The organism is Clostridium sp. UBA871, assembly GCF_002295255.1.
In the GTDB taxonomy this organism is placed as follows: Bacteria; Bacillota; Clostridia; order Clostridiales; family Clostridiaceae; genus Clostridium_J; species Clostridium_J sulfidigenes.
Genome location: NZ_DBFV01000011.1, coordinates 699,024 through 719,338, shown reverse-complemented (window position 1 = coordinate 719,338; position 20,315 = coordinate 699,024). Strand labels below are relative to the sequence as shown.

20 protein-coding genes are annotated in these 20,315 nt (G+C 28.1%); 5 read left to right on the top strand and 15 right to left on the bottom strand.

Going from position 1 to position 20,315, the window contains the following annotated elements:
• Positions 1 to 380 precede the first annotated feature (380 nt).
• The 3 genes from B3086_RS16510 (at position 381) to B3086_RS16500 (ending at position 3,414) form a co-directional block, all read left to right on the top strand.
• A complete protein-coding gene (locus B3086_RS16510) occupies positions 381 to 524 on the top strand; it encodes a hypothetical protein (RefSeq protein WP_346893934.1) in 144 nt (47 codons plus the stop codon).
• A 190-nt stretch (positions 525 to 714) separates the two neighbouring features.
• On the top strand, positions 715 to 1,995 hold the full coding sequence (locus B3086_RS16505) for a helix-turn-helix domain-containing protein (RefSeq protein WP_346893932.1): 1,281 nt from the start codon (positions 715 to 717) through the stop codon (positions 1,993 to 1,995).
• 360 nt (positions 1,996 to 2,355) lie between these two features.
• Positions 2,356 to 3,414, top strand: coding sequence for a hypothetical protein (locus B3086_RS16500; protein WP_346893930.1), 1,059 nt, complete (start codon positions 2,356 to 2,358; stop codon positions 3,412 to 3,414).
• 58 nt (positions 3,415 to 3,472) lie between these two features.
• Here B3086_RS16500 and B3086_RS16495 read toward each other — a convergent pair whose 3' ends face one another.
• The 6 genes from B3086_RS16495 to B3086_RS16470 all read right to left on the bottom strand — a co-directional run bounded on the left by B3086_RS16495 (position 3,473) and on the right by B3086_RS16470 (position 6,760).
• The gene (locus B3086_RS16495) at positions 3,473 to 3,970 is read right to left on the bottom strand and encodes a hypothetical protein (RefSeq protein ID WP_346893928.1); all 498 of its coding nucleotides are present in this window, start codon (positions 3,968 to 3,970) and stop codon (positions 3,473 to 3,475) included.
• Positions 3,970 to 4,149 carry a helix-turn-helix domain-containing protein gene (locus tag B3086_RS16490; RefSeq protein ID WP_035133168.1) on the bottom strand — a complete coding sequence of 60 codons (180 nt, stop codon included), beginning with the start codon at positions 4,147 to 4,149 and terminating at the stop codon, positions 3,970 to 3,972. The genes B3086_RS16495 and B3086_RS16490 overlap by 1 nt, the downstream gene beginning before the upstream one ends.
• Before the next feature lie 38 nt (positions 4,150 to 4,187).
• Positions 4,188 to 4,634 (bottom strand): DUF2975 domain-containing protein, encoded by a 447-nt coding sequence (locus tag B3086_RS16485; protein WP_346879563.1) that lies wholly within the window; start codon positions 4,632 to 4,634, stop codon positions 4,188 to 4,190.
• 146 nt (positions 4,635 to 4,780) lie between these two features.
• Positions 4,781 to 5,617, bottom strand: a complete 837-nt coding sequence (locus tag B3086_RS16480; RefSeq protein ID WP_346877752.1) for a CvfB family protein — start codon at positions 5,615 to 5,617, stop codon at positions 4,781 to 4,783.
• A 38-nt stretch (positions 5,618 to 5,655) separates the two neighbouring features.
• Positions 5,656 to 6,153: a GAF domain-containing protein gene (locus tag B3086_RS16475; RefSeq protein WP_346848548.1), complete on the bottom strand. Its 498-nt coding sequence runs from the start codon at positions 6,151 to 6,153 to the stop codon at positions 5,656 to 5,658.
• 94 nt (positions 6,154 to 6,247) lie between these two features.
• A complete protein-coding gene (locus B3086_RS16470; protein WP_346848698.1) occupies positions 6,248 to 6,760 on the bottom strand; it encodes a gamma carbonic anhydrase family protein in 513 nt (170 codons plus the stop codon).
• Between the two features lie 483 nt (positions 6,761 to 7,243).
• On the opposite strand from B3086_RS16470, the gene B3086_RS16465 reads away from it, so the two are divergent.
• Positions 7,244 to 10,243 (top strand): vitamin B12-dependent ribonucleotide reductase, encoded by a 3,000-nt coding sequence (locus tag B3086_RS16465; protein ID WP_346893926.1) that lies wholly within the window; start codon positions 7,244 to 7,246, stop codon positions 10,241 to 10,243.
• A 67-nt stretch (positions 10,244 to 10,310) separates the two neighbouring features.
• Here B3086_RS16465 and B3086_RS16460 read toward each other — a convergent pair whose 3' ends face one another.
• From B3086_RS16460 to ymfI, 5 genes are all read right to left on the bottom strand, one after another.
• A complete protein-coding gene (locus tag B3086_RS16460) occupies positions 10,311 to 11,702 on the bottom strand; it encodes a hypothetical protein (protein ID WP_346877751.1) in 1,392 nt (463 codons plus the stop codon).
• The gene (locus tag B3086_RS16455) at positions 11,699 to 13,096 is read right to left on the bottom strand and encodes a HAMP domain-containing sensor histidine kinase (protein ID WP_346848545.1); all 1,398 of its coding nucleotides are present in this window, start codon (positions 13,094 to 13,096) and stop codon (positions 11,699 to 11,701) included. The genes B3086_RS16460 and B3086_RS16455 overlap by 4 nt, the downstream gene beginning before the upstream one ends.
• Positions 13,097 to 13,783, bottom strand: a complete 687-nt coding sequence (locus B3086_RS16450; protein WP_035133134.1) for a response regulator transcription factor — start codon at positions 13,781 to 13,783, stop codon at positions 13,097 to 13,099.
• An 87-nt stretch (positions 13,784 to 13,870) separates the two neighbouring features.
• Positions 13,871 to 14,209 carry a hypothetical protein gene (locus B3086_RS16445; RefSeq protein ID WP_346848544.1) on the bottom strand — a complete coding sequence of 113 codons (339 nt, stop codon included), beginning with the start codon at positions 14,207 to 14,209 and terminating at the stop codon, positions 13,871 to 13,873.
• 85 nt (positions 14,210 to 14,294) lie between these two features.
• Positions 14,295 to 15,032 (bottom strand): elongation factor P 5-aminopentanone reductase, encoded by a 738-nt coding sequence (ymfI, locus tag B3086_RS16440; protein ID WP_346848543.1) that lies wholly within the window; start codon positions 15,030 to 15,032, stop codon positions 14,295 to 14,297.
• Between the two features lie 264 nt (positions 15,033 to 15,296).
• Here ymfI and B3086_RS16435 point away from each other — a divergent pair, with 264 nt between their 5' ends.
• Complete coding sequence (locus B3086_RS16435; RefSeq protein ID WP_035133140.1) at positions 15,297 to 15,467, top strand: DUF362 domain-containing protein; 171 nt, start codon at positions 15,297 to 15,299, stop codon at positions 15,465 to 15,467.
• A gap of 57 nt (positions 15,468 to 15,524) precedes the next feature.
• Here the strand turns inward: B3086_RS16435 and B3086_RS16430 are convergent, their stop codons facing one another.
• The 4 genes from B3086_RS16430 to B3086_RS16415 form a co-directional block, all read right to left on the bottom strand.
• Positions 15,525 to 16,868 (bottom strand): erythromycin esterase family protein, encoded by a 1,344-nt coding sequence (locus tag B3086_RS16430; RefSeq protein ID WP_346848542.1) that lies wholly within the window; start codon positions 16,866 to 16,868, stop codon positions 15,525 to 15,527.
• A 211-nt stretch (positions 16,869 to 17,079) separates the two neighbouring features.
• Positions 17,080 to 17,937: a YitT family protein gene (locus tag B3086_RS16425; protein WP_346848541.1), complete on the bottom strand. Its 858-nt coding sequence runs from the start codon at positions 17,935 to 17,937 to the stop codon at positions 17,080 to 17,082.
• A 246-nt stretch (positions 17,938 to 18,183) separates the two neighbouring features.
• Complete coding sequence (locus B3086_RS16420; protein ID WP_346893924.1) at positions 18,184 to 18,495, bottom strand: DUF1540 domain-containing protein; 312 nt, start codon at positions 18,493 to 18,495, stop codon at positions 18,184 to 18,186.
• An 81-nt stretch (positions 18,496 to 18,576) separates the two neighbouring features.
• The gene (locus B3086_RS16415; RefSeq protein ID WP_346893922.1) at positions 18,577 to 20,313 is read right to left on the bottom strand and encodes a DUF4153 domain-containing protein; all 1,737 of its coding nucleotides are present in this window, start codon (positions 20,311 to 20,313) and stop codon (positions 18,577 to 18,579) included.
• Between the last annotated feature and the right edge of the window lie 2 nt (positions 20,314 to 20,315).

The window sequence follows — 20,315 nt, the reverse complement described above, 5'->3', positions numbered from 1 at the left end:
AATTACAAGTAACTCATAAAGGATAGTATTAATATCTTTTATGAGTTACTTTTAAATTATAATACATTTTAATTACTTTTTCATTTTTATACATATTTATACAATGAGGAGAGATTTATGACGTAAATTTGTTGTTACTTTTTATATTTTATTATTGTAATTATACATATTATGTTATAAAATATAATTAATTACTGTGAATGTATTTTAAATATATACTAATAATCATCTTATATCGACATGTAAACAATATTTCATCAAAAGTAACTGTTAATCGAATACTTTTTTAAGATACATTGTGCATTAAAATAATTCTCAATTTTATTTTGTTCATAATTGTAAAGCTTAATATAAATATTAATATTAAAGGAGTGAATTTTATGAAAACTAAACTTACTAAAGGTATAGTATTTTTATGTGCACTAACTTTAACTGCTTTTATCGGAATTTCATTATATGATATAGGTGAAGATGTTGGTCCAAGAGGACAAGCTCCCATATCTACGCAAGTTTACAATTTATAATTTTTGACTAATTAAATTTTAGCTATATTCATAATAANNTTATTATGAATATAGCTAAAAATACTAAAGGAATAATAAGTAAAATAATACATTTAAATATATATAATGTAACTAATTATACATTGCCTTTACATATAATTACCTATAAAATATAATTGATTGCATTTATTTAACTAAGGAGGTGAAGGATTTGGATTTCTTAAGTCCTGGAAAAAGATTAAAAGCTCTTAGACAACAATTAAATATCAAACAAGTAGAACTAGAAGAAATCGGTGTTTCTAGAAATTATATTAGTATGGTTGAAAGTGGTAAAAGAAATCTTACTGGAGTAACCTTAGCAAATTATCTTAAGTTTATGCAAAACAAAGCTGATGAGCTTGAAACTAATGTAAATTTAGATGTAAATTATCTGCTTCTTCCTGAAAAAGAAGAAGCACGAAACTATTGTAATATGAAATTAGATTCAACCTCAAGCCATAAAAATTTAGATGAAGTTATAAAAATAGGGGAAAAATACAAATTAGAAGATATACTTTTAAAATCTTACTTATTAAAGGGAAATCTACTATATGATGAAAATTCATATAATACTGCCTTTGTATATTACTATAAAATACTAGAAATTTATAATGATAATCAAGATAATAGTAATAAACCTTTTGCATATATTAAGCTTTCTAAATGCAAGATTATGACTCTATCCTATGAAGAAGCTCTCACATATTTATTTAAAGCCTATTCCTATTGTAAAGAGTTTAATAACGATACTAATCTTAGAAATTGTTTATATAATATAGCTCTTGTATATAAAAAATTAGGTGAATATGATAATGCTCTTATATATATAGATGAGTTGCTAAATATATGTAACTATGATACCAATTTAAAATTGTATATATCTACCATTATCCTAAAGTGTAATTGTTATATTAAGAAAAAAGATTACCACCATGCTTTAACTATATATTTTGATATTCTAAATAACTTTAGTGAAAATATTGGAATTCATTTAGGAATGATTCACAATAATATAGGATGTATTTATTATGAATTAAATGAAATAGATAAATCTATTGACTATTTTAATAGATCAATTAGCTTTAGAAAAGTACATGATATTAAAAATTTGAATCGTAGTATTATAGATATGTCTTTGGTATATGTAAAAGAAAATTCATATGATAAAGCCATAGAACTATTATATGAAGGTATAGCTTTATCTGAGAAATATTCTGATGCAGAGTTTTTAATAAGAGGCTACTCTATATTGGAAGATATTTATATAGAATTAAATAATAATAATAAACTTGAAGAAATATATCTTATATTAGTAGAAATTTTAGAAGATATTGATCTAAATAAAGTTTTAGGTATTTATATAAAACTGTCTCTACTTTATATGGATATGGGAAAACATGATAAATCTAAAGAAATTTTACACAAAGCTAACAATGTTCAAAAACTTTTATAAAAAGTGATTCAAAATTTTGAATCACTTTTTTATTTAAAATATGTATCTTTTTACAATCATATAAATTATTATAAATTTCTAGAACTTTCATGTTCAAAAAATGACATAATGATGACAACATAGGATTTGTAGTTACAACAATTTTCTATATAGTTAATTTTACCATCTTTCTTTATTTATACATAAAATTTTCCTTATATTTTTATGATATACATAGTATTTTATTATTGATAATTTCATTTCATTTCTATTATCCAAATGTTGCACTAATTGTTAAGTTACTATAGACTAATATATATGAATATAATTTAATTTGCTTAAATATGAGTAAAAGGATTTTTATTTTACTTGAATAAGGGGATGAATGATTTGATATTAAGTGAAGAAACTAAAGCTAGAACTTATTGCACTGGTAAACTTAGGTTAAATTTAACTGCTGATGAACTTGATGAGGTAATTCATATTGGAGAACTTAATAAGTTAATAGATATACTTCCTTTTCTGTATATTAAAAAGGGTAATCTCTTATATGATAAAAATCTGTTTAATGAAGCTTTTGTATCCTATGCTAAAACCTTAGAATTATATAATGCTATTCCTACAAAAGATGATGATATGATATTTATATATAATAAATTAGCTAAGTGTAAAATCAAAACCCTTTGTTATGAAGAAGCCTTAGCTTATCTATGTACATGCCATTCTTTTACCTTAGAAAATAAGGATAAAAATAATTATTATAATTGTACCTATAATATAGCTTTAACCTATAAAAAGTTAAATGATTTTGACAATTCTATTCTTTATGTAGATAAATTATTAGATAACATTGATATTAGTAAAAATTTAACCGAATATATTGACGGGACAATTTTAAAAGCTAACTGTTATCTTAGTAAAAATTCTAACTTTGAAGCTATAACTCTGTATAAGAAACTTCTTCATTTTTTTGGAAATAAATTAGGAATATATAAAGGATATATCTATAATAATTTAGCATTAGCCTATTCAAATGAAAATAATATTCATACAGCCCTAGAATATTTTAATAAGGCCTTAGACTTTAAGGCTTCCCATAATAAGCCTAGTCTTGACATTACCTTAATGTATATGGCTAAGTTATATATGAAAATCGATTCTAATAAAGAGGCTATATCTAAAATTAAAGATGGATTAAATCTGGCTAAAGAATATTCTCACAGTGAAGCTTTACTACTAGGATATAGTCTTTTAGAACAAATATATAGGGGACTAAATGATATTGAAGAACTTAGAACTCTCTATTCTGAAATGATAGAAACCTTTAAAGATGTTGATCCTAATATAACTATGGAGATATACTCAAAACTTTCTAACCTTTTGCCTGATGCTATTGGATATAATAAGTTAGACACTATTTTTAGAGTAAGTAAACTATAAATTAAAACTTAATACAATAAAAGGATTGGAAGTTCCAATCCTTTTATTTAGTCTTAAATCACCTGTAAGATTCGTATATTTCTAAAGTATTACCATCTAAAATAAATACAATAAAATCACTTTTATTATTTTTATCCATATAAAAATATTTAGCTTCTTTGCTTAGTTTTTCTATTACTTTTTCAGGATTACCATCAGATATACTAATTTCCTTATGATTTATTTTATCTCTATCTTCCAATAGCATAACACCATCATAGGATATTCTAAAAGGTATCTCCTCATAGTTAAACCACTGAAAAGAATTATTTAATTTCTCTAAGTCTTCTTCATCATGGTAAATTACTTCATTAATTTCATCTCCATCACCGCCAAAACCCCCTCTAGTACTTCCTATGAGAGTTAGTTTATCTGGTTTAGGTAATTTTATGTTCCAATTGGCTTCTAGGCATTCTGTGTAGGTTGGAAGTATTATAGGTCTTACTTTAATATAAGTTAATAGTAAAATTATCGTAACTACAATCCCTAATATTGTAGCTAAAACTTTCTTCTTCATTACTCCTCCTTATATTCCAATATATCACCAGGTTGACAATCCAAGGCCTTACATATAGCTTCTAAAGTAGTAAATCTTATTGCCTTTGCCTTATTATTTTTTAAAATAGATAAGTTAGCCATTGTTATGCCAACTTTTTCTGAAAGTTCAGTAGCGCTCATCTTTCTCTTAGCCATCATTACATCTACGTTAACAATTATCAATTAATCCACCTTCCTTATATAGTAAGATCATTTTCTTCTTGTAGTTCAATTCCATTATTTATAAGCTCTCTTACTACTGAAGAAATGATAAATACCATCATGGTAGCAAAAGTTATAACTATACAAATTAAATTTTTATATAAGAATATTGTTCCTGCTAAATAAGTAACAAAAGCTATGAATGAGCATATACTTATCACCTTTAGCGACTTTATACTCTCTTTACAAAAAGGACTTCCTTTTAATAGCTTTCCACTTAATTTCATTACTGAAATAAGTATTAATAAAAATGGTATATAAGTTATATATAAGAATATTTTTATTCCTCCACCTATATCTAACCCAGCAGTAGATATATTACTAAGATACCAATTTACTATATTAGGTAATGTTGCTCCAGCTATTATAGTTATAACTACTGATAAAACTGATACAATATATAGTATCTTTCTAAATAACATATTTTTCAAATTTATCACCTCTAACCAAAGCTTATCACAAGAGGCGTTTTACGTCAATAAATATTTATTGTTATTCAATAAATATAATATTACTTAAAAAGCTACCTCAAAATAATTCTGAGATAGCTTTTAACTTTATTCATATTTTATTTTAACCTAGTACCATTTTCATCTTGCTCTATAAGTCCTTTTTTCATCAGTGCCCCTAAAGATCTCTTAAAGGCATTCTTGCTAGCCTTAAAATATTTTTTTATATCATCTGGATTAGACTTATCATTAAATCTCATTGAACCTTGATTCTTCTTTAAGTAGCTAAGAATAACCTCCTCTAATTCTCCCATTTCCTCAAGACGAGGTTTTCTTGTGGTGATTTGAATTTTACCATCATCAAAGTATTTCTTTACTCTAGCCTTTATTTTATCACCAATGGAAATGTCGTCATAACATTCACTTTTTAATATAATTCCTCTGAATGTATTGTCTATAGCTACAACTAAATTTCCATTAGAATGTTTTCCATAAACTACGCCTTCTACCTCTTCTCCAACATTATAATGAGTAGTATCATGTAAGTATCTATCTACTCTAGTTGTTGCAGCTATTCTGTTAGTTTTATCTACATATAGATAAAATAAATATTTTTTGTCTACTTCTAATTCAACGGGTGCTTCCCTAAATGGAACTAATACATCCCTTTCTATACCTATGCTAATAAAGTATCCTATTCCAGTCTTATCTACTACTTTTAAGTAAGCTAACTCTCCTACTTGAGCTTCTACTGGCTTCATAGTAGCTATAGGTCTGTCCTTAGAGTCTCGGTATACAAATACATCTACTTCATCCTCTACGCCTATTTCACCCACTATATTTCCCTTTGGTATTAGTATGTCTTCAGAAGTTGTCTTTCCCTCTGCATCTAAATAATATCCAAATTCACAACTTCTTGATACTTTAAGAGTATTAATTTTTCCTAATTCTATCATTTATTTTCTCCTATCCACTTTTAAAACTTTGCTTATATTTATAATTGACTCCAATCAATATATTTATTAAGCTTATCTACAAATTTTATTAAATATTTCTCTTCTAATTCTGTAAATGTGTTAAATTCATAACTATCTATATCTAGTACTCCATAAACCACATCATCTTTTATTATTGGAATTACTATTTCAGAATTTGATGCCGAATCACAGGCAATGTGTCCTGGAAAATCATGAACATTATCTATTCTTTGAATTTTCTTAGTTGCTACTGCTGTTCCACATACGCCTTTTCCTATAGCTATTCTATTACAAGCTGGTAAACCTTGAAATGGCCCTAAAACTAGCTCTTCATTTTTTACAAAGTAAAATCCACTCCAATTTAGTTTATCAAAAATAGCATATATAATGGCAGATGCATTAGAAATATTTGCATATATATCTTTTTCCGAACTTAACTGGCCTTCTAAGAGGATTAACATGTATTTATATTTTTCTTCTGTAGTCATTTTTTTTATTACATCTAACTTTATCAAAACTATCTCTCCTAGCATAATTTTATTATCTAAAACTACATAAAATTCAAATTGCTTATTATAAGGCTACTTGTATTGCTTCAATAGCATTATTTCACTCTTGAATTTCTTTATGCTCTCTTCCCATATTAACATAATTCTCAGCTGAAGACTTTATAGATTTAATTTCTTCTTCTGTTAACTCCCTTACCACCTTAGCAGGGCTTCCTATACATAATACTCCACTTGGGATTATTTTATTTTGAGTTACAAGGCTTCCTGCTCCTATAATTGTATTATCTCCTATTTCAGCACCATTTAGTATTATTGATCCCATTCCTACTAACACATTATTTCCTACATTACACCCATGAATTATGCAGTTATGACCTATGGTAACATTATCTCCTATCCTAGTTGATATTCCAAAATCATTATGTACTGTAGAATTTTCTTGAATGTTAGTATTTTTTCCTATACTGGTGGTATCCATATCACTTCTAATTACCACGCTATACCATACATTAGTATTTTCTCCTATAGTTACATCCCCTATTACCGTTGCATTTTCTGCTATAAAACATGTATCATCTATAATTGGTGTATTCCCTTTAATTGCTTTTATCATTTTCCATCCATCCTTTATACTTGAAATTTCCATAATTTTCATTCAACCATTTTAATTTCTTAAAACTATATGAACACAACAATAATTATTATCTTTTATATAAGGTAATGATACCATAATTTAAAAGTCTATTGTGTAATAATTTATTTTTTCCTATTATTCATCACCTAATTACTGAATTATGTATTTATTTTCCCATATGTATTATGAAATTATATTAGTTTGTAATAATTTTTATAACTTTGTCATAAAATTTTATTAGTTAATCAGTTGAAGTGGTTAGGGTACTGAAATCTACTTAATTTAAGGCTATTTTCAGGTGTGAACAAGCACAGTTTAATGGAAATTTCAATAGTTGTAAGAAAAAAAATTATATAATATAATACAACATATAGTGCAAAAGCACATTTCGGACACAATATATAGTATATGAAGTATTTAGGGGGTGACTTGCTAATCATAACAGTGTGATTAGCTTTTATAATGAAGAGTATTAACAATATAATAAAAAGATACTACACAAAAGAGTTAGAAACTAATAAAGATTTGACAGTATACGATTTATTCCAGTGGAAAAAAGTTGACGTAATTTTAAAAGACTATAAAAAAGGTACCATTCTCGTAGATATGAAGGACTTAGAATTTCCAATTCACTATTCACAAAATGCTTGTGATATAATTGCTTCTAAATATTTCAAAAGAGCTTTAGTACCTAATGAAGTAGGCTATGAAAATAGTCTTAAAATGGTGGCACATAGATTAGTTAATTTTTGGTGTGCATCTCTAAAGGATGAAGGTTTAATAACTAATGATGAGGAGTTTACAATACTTTATGATGAATTAGTTTATTGCTTCTTAAATCAAATGTATGCACCAAATTCACCCCAATGGTTTAATACTGGATTAAAGCTTTCTTATGATATAGCTGGTGAGCATCAAGGTCATTTTTATTATGATGAGAACTTAAAAAAAGTTGTTAAAAGCGTAGATAACTATACTAGAACTCAAGCTTCTGCTTGCTTTATTTTATCTATACAAGATAAACTTTTAGGACCTCATTCAATTTCTGAGCAATATGTAACAGAAACTAAACTATTTAAGGGTGGTTCTGGATGTGGAACTAACTATTCAACTCTTAGAGCTAAAGACGAAAAGCTTTCTGCTGGTGGAATTTCTTCAGGTGTTATGAGCTTTTTAAAGGGCTTTGATAGAAATGCTGGAACTATAAAATCTGGTGGTACTACAAGACGTGCAGCTAAAATGGTTTGCCTTGATATAGATCACCCAGAAATTATAGAATTTATAAATTGGAAGGCTAGAGAAGAAGATAAGGTTCGTGCTTTAGGTAAAATGGGCTATGATGCTTCCTTTGAAGGCGAAGCTTATGAAACTGTATCCGGTCAAAACGGTAATAACTCTATAAGATTCAGCGATGAATTCATGAAAAAAGTTGAAAATCTATCTGAAAATCCAGATGAAGTAATAACTTTAAAGGGAAGAATAGATGAAAAAATTAATAAGGATGTTAAAGTTAGTGAGCTATGGGACGAATTCAACTTAGCTTCATGGCAATGTGCTGACCCAGCACCTCAATTTGATGATACCTTCAACGCTTGGCATACATGTCCCGGTGGTGAAGATGGAGACCTTGGTGCAAAGCATAATAGATTAAATTCTACTAACCCATGTGGTGAATATGCTTTCTTAGATGATACATCTTGTAACTTAGCTTCAATTAATATATATAAGTTCTATAACAAGGATAGTAAAGTATTTGATTTAGATGGATATGTTCATATGGTATCTTTGCTACAACTTATGCTTGAATCTTCTGTTCACTGGGGTCAATTCCCAACAGAAGATATTGCAAGAAAAACATATATGTTTAGAACAACAGGTCTTGGAATTGCAAACCTAGCTTCTCTTCTTATGGTAATGGGTTATGCTTACGATTCAGAAGAAGCTAGACAATTAACTGCTTCTCTAATTGGAGTGCTTACTGGAGCTTCTTACGTTACTTCTGCCCTTATGGCTGAAAAAGTAGGACCATTCGAAAAATATGACATTAATAAAGATGCAATGCTTAGAGTAATAAGAAATCATGGAAGGGTTGCAGGAGCACTAGATAGTGAATACGAAGACCTTCACTATAGCCCTGTGGAAGTTAATCATGAAATTCTTAAGGCAGAAGGTAATACTGAGCTATCTGAACTTTTAAAAACTCTTTGGCAAGAAGCTGTAGAGTATGGTGAGAAATTTGGATATAGAAATGCTCAAGTATCTGTAATAGCTCCAACTGGAACAATTTCATTTGCTATGGATTGTGGTGCTACTTCTATTGAACCATACTTCTCCCACTTTGTTTATAAAAAATTATCCGGTGGTGGATTTATGACTATAGTAAATCCAATTATAGAAGATGCCCTTGATAACCTTGGATACTCACAAGATGAAATTAAAGACATAGTAGATTATATTCTTAGAAAAGAAATGGTTAATGAAAATGGATATGAGTATGAAAAAATTATAGATGGTAAAATTGAAGGAGCTCCTCATCTTAAAGAAGAACATATTCACATTTTTGATACAGCAAACAAATGTGGAAGTGGTGAGAGATATATTAAGCCTATGGGACACGTTCTAATGATGGCTGCCATCACACCTCTTATATCTGGTTCAGTTTCTAAGACGGTAAACCTACCTAAAACAGCTACTGTAGATGACTTTAAAAAGGTTGTCCTTGATTCTTGGAACCTTGGGGTAAAAGGAATATCTCTTTATAGAGATGGATGCAAAGCTAGTCAACCTTTAAATACAGTTTTAGAAGAAGAAAATGATGCAGATTTAGAAAAGCTAACTTATGAAGAGCTTTTATCTAAAGCTAAAGAACTACAAAATCAAACTACTTCATCTACTGTATTTACTCGTGAAAAACCAATTGGTATTAGATTTGGAACTACTCATCCTGCTCAAATAGATGATGTTAAAATATACACTACAGTTAATAGAAGAACAAATGGGGAAATTTCTGAAATTTATATAACTACAGATAGAGAAGGAACTATAATAACTGGACTCTTAAATTCTCTTTCTAAATCTATTTCTGTAATGCTACAATATCACGTTCCTGCAGCAGATATTGCTAAAATGCTTAGAGGCCAAAAATATGAACCTTATGGCTTTGTGCAAAAACATCCTTACATTAAGCATGTTAGCTCCATCTCTGACTTAATCAGTAAAGTTATAGATATTGAGCTTGGTGACTATTCTCGTTGCCAAATTAAACCTAACCCTAAGGATATGGTAAAACCAATAATTCATAATAATGAAGTATCTACTACTTCTATTGACCATGGGAAATCAGAAATAAAAGGTGAGCGTATTTACTCCGAGGTTTGTTCAAACTGTTCAAGTACAAACTTAGTGAGAAATGGTACATGTAAGGTTTGTCAAGATTGTGGAACAACCACTGGATGTAGCTAAAATTATACATGATAACTAAAAAGCCAGGCAAATTATTGCCTGGCTTTTCCTTGGTTTATATACTACACTATTTACTTGACTTAAGTAATGAATTTACTTGTTCTGTCCAATATCCTACAAATTCTGCCATGGCCCATTCTGCCATAACTATCTCCTCATCACCATTTAAAGAAATAGTTAACTCTGGTGATTCACTGATTTTTCCATCTTCTATTTTATATCCATATAAACTTGATTTTGTCTTTATTATAGTCATATTTTTATTAGGGGACGATAATGCATCCTCCGCTGATGGAACCTGATTTTTAATTCCTTGCCATGATGTAAATAGCCTATCATACCTAGCTACATTCTTAGATACTTTTAAAGGAATATTTATATTATTTTCAATACTTTCATCCTTTTTACTATGAACAGTATAAATCTGCCATCTTCCTTGATTTCTTTTGATAGAAACATCTGTAAACTTATTTATATCTTCTATATGAAGTCCTTGTGCTTCATTATTAAACTTAGTTATATTTTTCTGTTCACTAATATTTCCTAAGGAAACTGCTCCTTTACCTTCCATATTCATAGTATCAATTAAATATGTCCCTACCTTTTCTGCCCTATGATCTTCTCCTTGTTCATGAATTTTAATACTTATATAATCATTTCCTATAAAATTTATCTCTTTAGATACATTTATATTTGGTTCTTTACTTACTTTTAGATCAGCTTGCTTTTCAGATGGATTGCCACTTAAAAATACAAATTCTATATTATCCTTATAATTGTTTTCAATATATTCTCTATGAATTGAAACCTTGAAAAATCCATTTTTACGTGGTAAAAGTAGGAATGGAACCTCTTTACTATATATTTTTTTACCATCATAGGATATCCAAAGAGTTTTATATGTAAATCCCTCATCAGTTTTATCTTTAATGCCTATTAATACTCCATTACTAATTTCCTCACTATCTGCTATTTCATCTACACCGGTTTTTTCATTGATATTCTCCATGGGTTTATCATCTACTTTTTCAAGATAAAGTAAAACATCGTCCTGTATTACTAATATACCTTTATCTATAACAATAACTTCCTTTAAATATGTATTTTTAGATGATATGGTTACAACTTCTACTTCCTTAGTATCTTTTAAATAATCAGGTATAAAGCCTATAGTATTATAAATGTATTGTTCACCATTTACTAATTTAGCTTTATAAGTTATGTTCTTGTATGCCTTATCAAACATAAATACTTCTTCATTACTAAAACTCACTTTGCTGTCTAACAAATTACAATTAAATACTTCCTCTTCTGTAATTCCCACATAATTTTTAACTTGCCATTGTCCCTTTAAAATAGAATCATTATTTGGTTTCTTTACTTCTATGTTAAATTTATTACAACCAGTAAGAATAAGTGCTAACATAAAAGTTATCAGTATTCTTATTAATCTTTTCATCTCATATCTCCTCTAGGTAACATTATAATAACCTCTGTACCCTTTTGTAATTCACTATCTATCTTTAAAATTCCGCTATGCTGAGTTATAATTTCTTCACATATAGAGAGTCCTATACCATTGCTTGCATTTATATTTCTTCCCTTATAAAATTTTTCTTTAACATGAGGTAGTTCATCTTTAGAAATTCCATAGCCATAATCTTTAATTGATATAGTTAAATATTTTTCATCTTCTACTAGCTTAACTACTATTTTAGAATCATTAGGTGAAAACTTTATAGCATTATCTAAAATATTTATTAAAACCTGTTTCATTCTATTTTTATCAACTTCTATAGGTTTAACCTGTAGTTCTTCAAATATGACCTCTATTCCTCTAGACAGTAGTTTAGGTTCTAATTGTCTTAATATATCTTGAGTAAATTCACCTATACTTATCACTTCTTTTCTTAAAGTGATTTTACCTGAAATTAACTTTGAAAAGTCCAATAATTCTTCTACTAGATAAGTTAATCTTTCAACCTCTGACTCTATAATTTTAAGACCTTCTCTTACTTCTTCTTTATCTTCTAAATCTGAGGACTCTAACACAATGGCCCATCCCTTAATAGAAGTTAGAGGTGTTCTAAGTTCATGGGATACAGATGATATAAATTCATTCTTTAGTCTTTCATTTTTTAGTATCTCCTCAGACATATAGTTTAGAGTATCAGCTAAACTTCCTATCTCATCCTTAGAGTAATTTGGTATACTCTCTTTAAAGTTACCCTTAGCCATCTTTTCTGCTCCCACAGAAACTAGTTTTAAAGGCTTCATTATACTATTAGAAATAAATAAACTTATAGTAGACGAAATAGAAATTACTAGTATACCTAATAAAATTATTATAAACAATATTTCCCTTATGCTTTTATCTATACCTTCAGTAGAGGCGCTAAATCTCAATATTCCATCTACATCTGTATCAAAAGAAAGTGGATATGCTACACAAATAATCTTTTCATTCTTATTTTCATTTTGATATATATTAGCTTCCCCTTCAGTATTACCACTAGCTGCTGCTTTAACTTCTCTAGTTAATATTCTGTCCTTTGAAATATATCCTGAAGAATCCATCATAACATTACCTTCTAAGTCTATTATTTGAACTCTACAATCCGTATTACTCCAAAATGTATCATTATCATTAAATATATTCTCTTTTACAGTATTGGAGGACAAGTATGTATTATAAAAATCTGATGATATCTTGATTTGGCCATATATAGTATCCTCTAGATTTCTATAGTAATATCCTTTGATAGCTATGTAAACCATAATTTGAACTATGAATATGGTTATAGCTATTACAATTATATTACTGCTAGAAATCTTAGTTTTTAAGGATTTCACTTAATCTTCCCTCCACTTATATCCTGTTCCCCAAACAGTTTCAATATATTTAGGTTTAGATGAGTTATCTTCTATCTTACTTCTAATACGTCTTATATTTACATCAATAATTTTATTTTCCCCTATGTAATTATAGCCCCACACCATATCTAGAAGTTCATCTCTGCTAAAGGCCTTGTTTGGATTTTCCATAAACATTTTTATAAGCATATATTCTTTAGGGGTTAATTCTATCTCTACTCCACTTTTATATAGTACCTTACTATCCAAATCTATTTTAAAAGCTCCAGATATAATTTCTCTACTCTTAAGACCATTTCCTAGTTCCATTCTTCTAAGTAAAGATTTAATAATAGCTATAAGCTCTAATGGGTTGAAGGGCTTTATAATATAGTGATCTGCACCAAACTCTAATCCCATAATTTTATCCCCATCTTGCGCTCTAGCAGTAAGCATTATTATTCCCATCTGTGGATAACTTTTCTTTAAAATTTCACACACTTTATATCCATCAATTCCAGGAAGCATTATATCAAGTATTACAATATCAGGGCTCTCTTTTGCAACTTCTTCAATACCAAGTTCTCCTGTTTCTGCTTCTACTACCTGAAAGCCCTCTCTCTTAAGGCTTATTTTTACAAACTTTCTTATATGTTCTTCATCTTCAATTAATAATATTTTCTTCATTATATTCACCTCTAATGTACAAAAGCACCAATAGTAAAATAAATTAACATCGGTGCTTCTTGTTCGTAATTCTTATTTTCTCTTTAACTATTCTTCCTTATCATTACTTTCTTCATACTCTTCTACATCTACAATAGTAGAATCGCTATAGTCTATATAAGATTCTGAGTCTGGAGTTACATTGGCACTATTGCTACCTTGTGGCCTTCCATTCTCATTAGAAGAATAAAATTCGTTAGTTTCCTTTTTCACCTTATATTTTAAGTACATTATACTAAGGGTTATTATAATTACAATCCCTAAAATAAGCCATAAAATTCCTTTGAATACAATTCCTAAAACTCCAAAAATCAATGGAGAAAATATAAATAACAGTATACATACAAATATAACTTTTATTAATGTTTTCATCTCAACACTATTCATAAATTCTAATTCCTTTCTATATGTATCAATTAAATAATTAATATACTATCTGATTTTAAAATTATTATCTGCTTTAAAGGTAAATTTAAAAGCCCCCGTTTACATTTAGTATTTCCCCTGTGATATAGCTACTATCCTTACTAGCTAAAAATACAGCAGCTCTTCCCACTTCTGATACACTTCCAAATCTCCCCATGGGTATTTCCTCTGTTAATTCCACTCTTTCTTCCTCTTTCATCCACATGTTCATCTTAGTTTCGATAACACCCGGTGCTATGGCATTTACTTTTATATTACTTAATGCTAGTTCCTTAGCTAAGGCCTTTGTAAAGGAATTTATAGCTCCCTTTGATGCAGAATATAAAACTTCGCAGGCAGCTCCTTCACCTCCCCAAACTGATGATATATTAATAATGCTACCTTCTTTTCTTGAAATCATATGATTAACTACAGAGTTTGTAGTATTAAATACTGACTTAAAATTTACAGACATAATTTTATCAAAATCTTCTTCAGTGTCATCCATAAATAGTCCTATTTTAGAAATAGCTGCATTGTTTACTAATACATCCACTCTGCCCAATTTCTCTAGAGTATATTCTATTAATTCCTTAGAAAAGTTATAATTACTTACATCTCCTTTAAATAAAGTACAATAATTTCCCATGGAACTAATTTGATTTAAAGTCTCCCTTGCACTTTCATCATCGTTAAAATAGTTTAGTACTAATATTGCTCCTTCTTTAGCAAATTCTAAGGCTATTCCCTTACCTATACCTCTTGTTCCTCCTGTAATTACTACCACTTTTCCCTTTAATTTCATTTTCATACCTCTTAAAACTTCTTTAATTCCCATTGTAGTTATTTTAACATTTGTTTTTTTATAGCACTAGTTATATGTACTGAAAATAAATTAATTTAAATAAATGTTAATATATTTTACATTTACTTTAATTAGTTCATTTATTAACTATAAAATTAATTTATTTCTTGTATTTTTTATTATATTTAAATATAAATCCTCTTTATTATTATATCATAATATGGTATGATAATCATGATTTAATAGTAAAGGGGGGTCTTTTTCATGGCTTATAAAATAGTAGATACTTGCATCTCTTGTGGTGCTTGCGAATCTGAATGTCCAGTTAGCTGCATAAGTGCAGGAGATGGATTATACGTTATCGATGCTGATTCTTGTATCGAATGTGGTGCTTGTGCTAGCGTTTGCCCAGTTGGTGCTCCAGTTCAAGACTAATTGAAATAAAAAATAGATGNNCATCTATTTTTTATTTCAATTTTTTATCTTAATTTTTTATTTTAATTTACTTATAGCATTAGTGTCTCTAATAAATATTAACCCATCAAAGGTATCTATAGGCTTTAATTTCATATAATAATCTTCTTCATACCCATTATAAAAAATAATGTTATGCATTAGTATTGAAGATGATAATATTTTTTTAACATCCTTATCCTGTGATGAAGATTTAAAATCTATAAAACTATTTGATATTTCTGTAAGGTTAAATATATTAGAAAACATTTGAGGATTTCCTTCTTCTATATTATAGATTTCATACTCACTACCTACACCACTACTGTCTATAGGATACGCTCCAAAACTACCTTGATGAAATTCTAATGCTAATGAATAATATTTATCTTTATACATCTCCTTTAAATTATACCCCATGCTTTTATAATCTTTAGAAATATTGCTTATATGTTGATTTCCACTCCAAAGAACTATTTTATCATTTCCATTTTTACTCTCACGATCTAGAATCCATTTAATATTATCAGCTAATAATTTTCCTTCCATATTCAAAGCTTCTTTAATGTTATGCTCTGGTCCACTGTATATGGCTAATTCTATGCTTTTCAAGATAGTCTGAAGATATTTCGAAGCCTCTTCATATTTCTCTTCTGAGGTACTTTTTACAAGTTTCTCTTTATTTTCATTAAATATATTAATTAGAATTTCAACCTTTTCTTGTTCTCTTCTTAACTCACTTGTAGGTATATTTCTAACGGGTCTTCCTCTTACTTCATCCAATTCACCATCAAACTTCTTGTATAGATCTTCATCAATATCTCTTAAATAATTTATTACAAAATTTGAACTATCTTCAGCATTAGTAACTTGAATACCGTAAAACTTAATTTTTTCCTTATGATTAGAATCTTCATTATACTTTCTCATCCATTCTATTAACTCCAAAGACTCCACCGTTGACCAAGAATAACCTCCATTTATCTTTGTTTGTCTTACTATATTTTCAGCATTTCCTTCCCCATTCAATATATAATTATTAATTAATTCAGTTCTTCCAAAATCCACATCCATAGCAAAGGTTCTATACCCCATTTCCTCTACTAAAAATTCCAGCATACGATGCTTAATTTGAAAAAACTCTTTTGTTCCATAGGTTGCCCCACCTAAGGCTATAATTTGTTTATCCTTAAATATATCCTTAAATTCCTTTAAATCTTCAAAGCCATTGCCAACCTCCACAGTGTTTAAAGGAACTAATTTTTCTTTTATAATTTCAGCCTCCTCATTAGGACTAAGTTTTCCCCAAAATAATCCTACGCATACTAGTCCGAGAATTATTATAACTGAAATTATTAATAATACCTTATTTCCTCTTTTCATCTTCATATACACCCTAAATACCTATTTTAACCCTTAACTCAACATTTTCAACTTATGGTTATATATATATTATAGAAAATTTTAGAAATATTTCAATTTTTATCTAGGTCATCTTAGAGTAATGGACAAAATTCTTCTTATTTTTAACTATATAGCATAAATACAATAAAAAATCAGTAAATCCCCCAATTGAAATTTACTGATTATATAATTAGTCTAGTATATTACCAAAGCCTTCCCCTAAAACCTCATGGACATTATGGGTTATGATAAAAGCACATGGATCCACTTCTTTTATAAAATTTCTAAGCTTAATAAACTCCTTTTTACCCATTACAGTTATTAAAACATCACTTTTTTCTAAATTGTATGCTCCTATAGCACGATAAATAGTAGCACTCCTACCTAGCTCTTCAATAATAAACTTTCTTATCTCTTCAGTTTTAGAACTCATTATTTCGATTCTCTTAGTTATATTAAGTCCATCTATAACAAAGTCTACCATGGAGCCATTTATTATAACACCAAGTAAAGCATACATCCCTGTAGTAGCTCCAAATGCTATAACTGCAAGTAAGGTTATACTAAAATCTATAATTAAAAGTCCTTTTCCAATTTCTAAATGAGCATATTTGTTTAATATTTTAGCAGGTATATCCGTTCCCCCTGTAGATGCATTCCTATTAAACACTATAGCCATACCTATAGCTCCAATTAATATACCAAAAATTAAATTTATAAGTATATCCTGTGAAATAGGTTTACTAATAGGTGCTACTTTTTCTAAAAGGGATATTATTACTGAAAGCATAAGGCTAGAATATATAGTTTTTGTTCCAAATGCCTTTCCAATAAAAATAAAACCTATGACAAAGAAAAATATGTTCCCTATAAGCATTATAATACCAATACTAAGGTTAGGAATATAATGGTTTATTATCATAGCGAGCCCAGTAAGTCCTCCAGCTGCTAAATTGTGTGGAACTAGAAAAAAATGAATACCTATAGCTATTAAAGTTAATCCAAAAGTTATTATAATATAATCTTTTATTTCCTTTTTCAAACCCATTCCTCCTCAATTCACCCTATTGATTTTTGTAAAAACTATCTTATGTTTTTCAATTTTATGTTAACTCTCTTTATTTAATCATATATCAATAGATAAGTTATTACAATATCTCTCTTTTTCTTATATATGTTTCACTGTTTAAACACTTATATACGTAAAAAACTACTACTATAAAATTTAACCGAACTTAATCAGAAAATTTCATAATAGTAGCTTGTTCTTTATATTTACTTATAGTATTTTTCTTTACTTGCAATGAAATGTAGCACACTCTGTTTCTTTTGGCTTACATGCATGGTCTCCAGAAATACAAATTTCTGAAGCATCACATTTATGGTTTTCGTTATAAACACAATTGGTAGCTTCACATCCTACTACCATTTCTGGATTAGGTCTTTGATTACTATTTGACATAGCTCCGCTTTTTTCTGCAAAACTATCACAACAAGTAGATGATTTATGAGTAGCTTCTCTTCCACCTACTTGAATAGAATCAATGCAGCAATAATAATCATTATTATATGCACAACTACATGCATCACATTTTAATTTAGTCATAAGAATGCCTCCTAAAGTTTATTTCAATAATATTGTTTCAATTTAGTAGGCAAATTATTCTTACATAATTTTATTGTTCTTTTACTTTATCTTTACAAATACGGAAAATTGAATTTCTGTAGACTCTATATGGTCATAATTTAAATCCTTACGACCAGAAAAGTTATCAATTTTTATTTTAATTTTAACTTTATCTGTTTCATCTTCAAATTGCATATCTTCTACAGGTATGGAGTTTGTTTTATTAACACCATATTTATCTATTATTCTATTAAAATACTCATTTAAATTTTTATTATATATCTGTTTACCTTTCTCTAATATCTTAAGTTCATTAGATGCTTTATTATAGTCAACTGTAATTCCATAAGAATTCTTATTAGCAGCACTTTGATAACTTATAATGTTAAAAAGGTAATCATAGTCCTTTATTTCTATAGGCTCTGATATTTCTTCACTTATAAAATAAAAATGTTCATATCTACTTTCATAATTTAAATTAGAATAAGTTATTCCTAGTACCCTCCCTGTATCACTTATAGTAAAATTATCTGGCAAATATTTAATATCCTTTAATTCATGTTTTCTATTAAAATAATCCAAAATACTATTGAGTTCTATTTGATCACCTTTAGAAACTGGATCTATAGCTTTAACTATTTTACCATTTTCAATCATATTATTTTTTATAAGGAACTTTTCAAATCTTTTATTTTGACTATACTTAGATAAATTATAACTACTCAAAGGTCCACAAATTGATATAAAAGTAATTATAGTAAGAGATATTGGGAGTATAATATTTTTTACTTTCTTAATTATTGAGTAATATATCATTATTCCAAAGACCCAAATCCCTAGTGCTAAAACAAAATATCTATTTTCAGTTATTCCATAGGCATTAACTCTTATTCCCATAGAAATAAACATAAGTACTATAAGAGGAAGTATTGCCTTTGGAAACATCTTTACAAACTTGCTTACCCAAGGACTATTTTCCTTTACTGGTGAAGTTAAAAACAAGGTTCCTGCTGATATTACTCCATACCATAATACTAAATGAGAAACTAATCCTTCAGGCCACTGTCTAGTAATAATTATCTTAGCAAAATATATATATAAGATTATTGTGTATATAGAAATTAATGGCATAATTATATAAATCATTAATATTTTAAACACCTTTGGATACTTTTCAACCTTTATAACTTCTTCCTTTTCTGGGATTCCTCCAAGAAAGAAGCATTGTGCAAAAACTCCTACAACTATAAGCCATGTATAATAATATATCTCATATTTAACTTCTATTCCAAAAAGATAATCTACGGTGAACAATATTGCTATTAATCCTAAATATAAAACTATAGAATATAAAACTGTTGTAAAAAATCTTCCTAAAACCTTTATTACATACATCTCAAAACTTCCATCCTTATAAATATATGGAGTAAAAAAGAACCCTGTAATAAATATTATAATAAGACCAACATATCTAGTAATCTGAACCATATTTAAATCTCCAAGACAAAAATATCCGTAGACTGCTAAACAAATAGCTGCAATAATATAAATTAGATATTTAAACTTCTCATTAGATTTATTTCTTCTTTCAAAATATAATTCAATGCAAATATATACTGGAATACCAAGTACTAAAGTCATCACAACACGTCTTAATTCCTCGTCACTTCCAATACTTTCTCCCATATAGATTAAAGTTATAACTGCAGCTATAGATAAAAATATGGGTATAGGAAATCTTTTTACTGAATCTTTTATAGAATTTTTCCATCCATTTACCAAAATTTTAATATACAATA

Coding starts and splice junctions, on each gene's coding strand:
- B3086_RS16510 (WP_346893934.1), top strand. CDS start 381: ATGAAAACTAAACTTACTAAAGGTATAGTATTTTTATGTGCACTAACT.
- B3086_RS16500 (WP_346893930.1), top strand. CDS start 2,356: ATGAATGATTTGATATTAAGTGAAGAAACTAAAGCTAGAACTTATTGC.
- B3086_RS16495 (WP_346893928.1), bottom strand. CDS start 3,970: ATGAAGAAGAAAGTTTTAGCTACAATATTAGGGATTGTAGTTACGATA.
- B3086_RS16490 (WP_035133168.1), bottom strand. CDS start 4,149: ATGATGGCTAAGAGAAAGATGAGCGCTACTGAACTTTCAGAAAAAGTT.
- B3086_RS16485 (WP_346879563.1), bottom strand. CDS start 4,634: ATGTTATTTAGAAAGATACTATATATTGTATCAGTTTTATCAGTAGTT.
- B3086_RS16480 (WP_346877752.1), bottom strand. CDS start 5,617: ATGATAGAATTAGGAAAAATTAATACTCTTAAAGTATCAAGAAGTTGT.
- B3086_RS16470 (WP_346848698.1), bottom strand. CDS start 6,760: ATGATAAAAGCAATTAAAGGGAATACACCAATTATAGATGATACATGT.
- B3086_RS16465 (WP_346893926.1), top strand. CDS start 7,244: ATGAAGAGTATTAACAATATAATAAAAAGATACTACACAAAAGAGTTA.
- B3086_RS16460 (WP_346877751.1), bottom strand. CDS start 11,702: ATGAAAAGATTAATAAGAATACTGATAACTTTTATGTTAGCACTTATT.
- B3086_RS16450 (WP_035133134.1), bottom strand. CDS start 13,783: ATGAAGAAAATATTATTAATTGAAGATGAAGAACATATAAGAAAGTTT.
- B3086_RS16445 (WP_346848544.1), bottom strand. CDS start 14,209: ATGAATAGTGTTGAGATGAAAACATTAATAAAAGTTATATTTGTATGT.
- ymfI (WP_346848543.1), bottom strand. CDS start 15,032: ATGAAATTAAAGGGAAAAGTGGTAGTAATTACAGGAGGAACAAGAGGT.
- B3086_RS16435 (WP_035133140.1), top strand. CDS start 15,297: ATGGCTTATAAAATAGTAGATACTTGCATCTCTTGTGGTGCTTGCGAA.
- B3086_RS16430 (WP_346848542.1), bottom strand. CDS start 16,868: ATGAAAAGAGGAAATAAGGTATTATTAATAATTTCAGTTATAATAATT.
- B3086_RS16425 (WP_346848541.1), bottom strand. CDS start 17,937: ATGGGTTTGAAAAAGGAAATAAAAGATTATATTATAATAACTTTTGGA.
- B3086_RS16420 (WP_346893924.1), bottom strand. CDS start 18,495: ATGACTAAATTAAAATGTGATGCATGTAGTTGTGCATATAATAATGAT.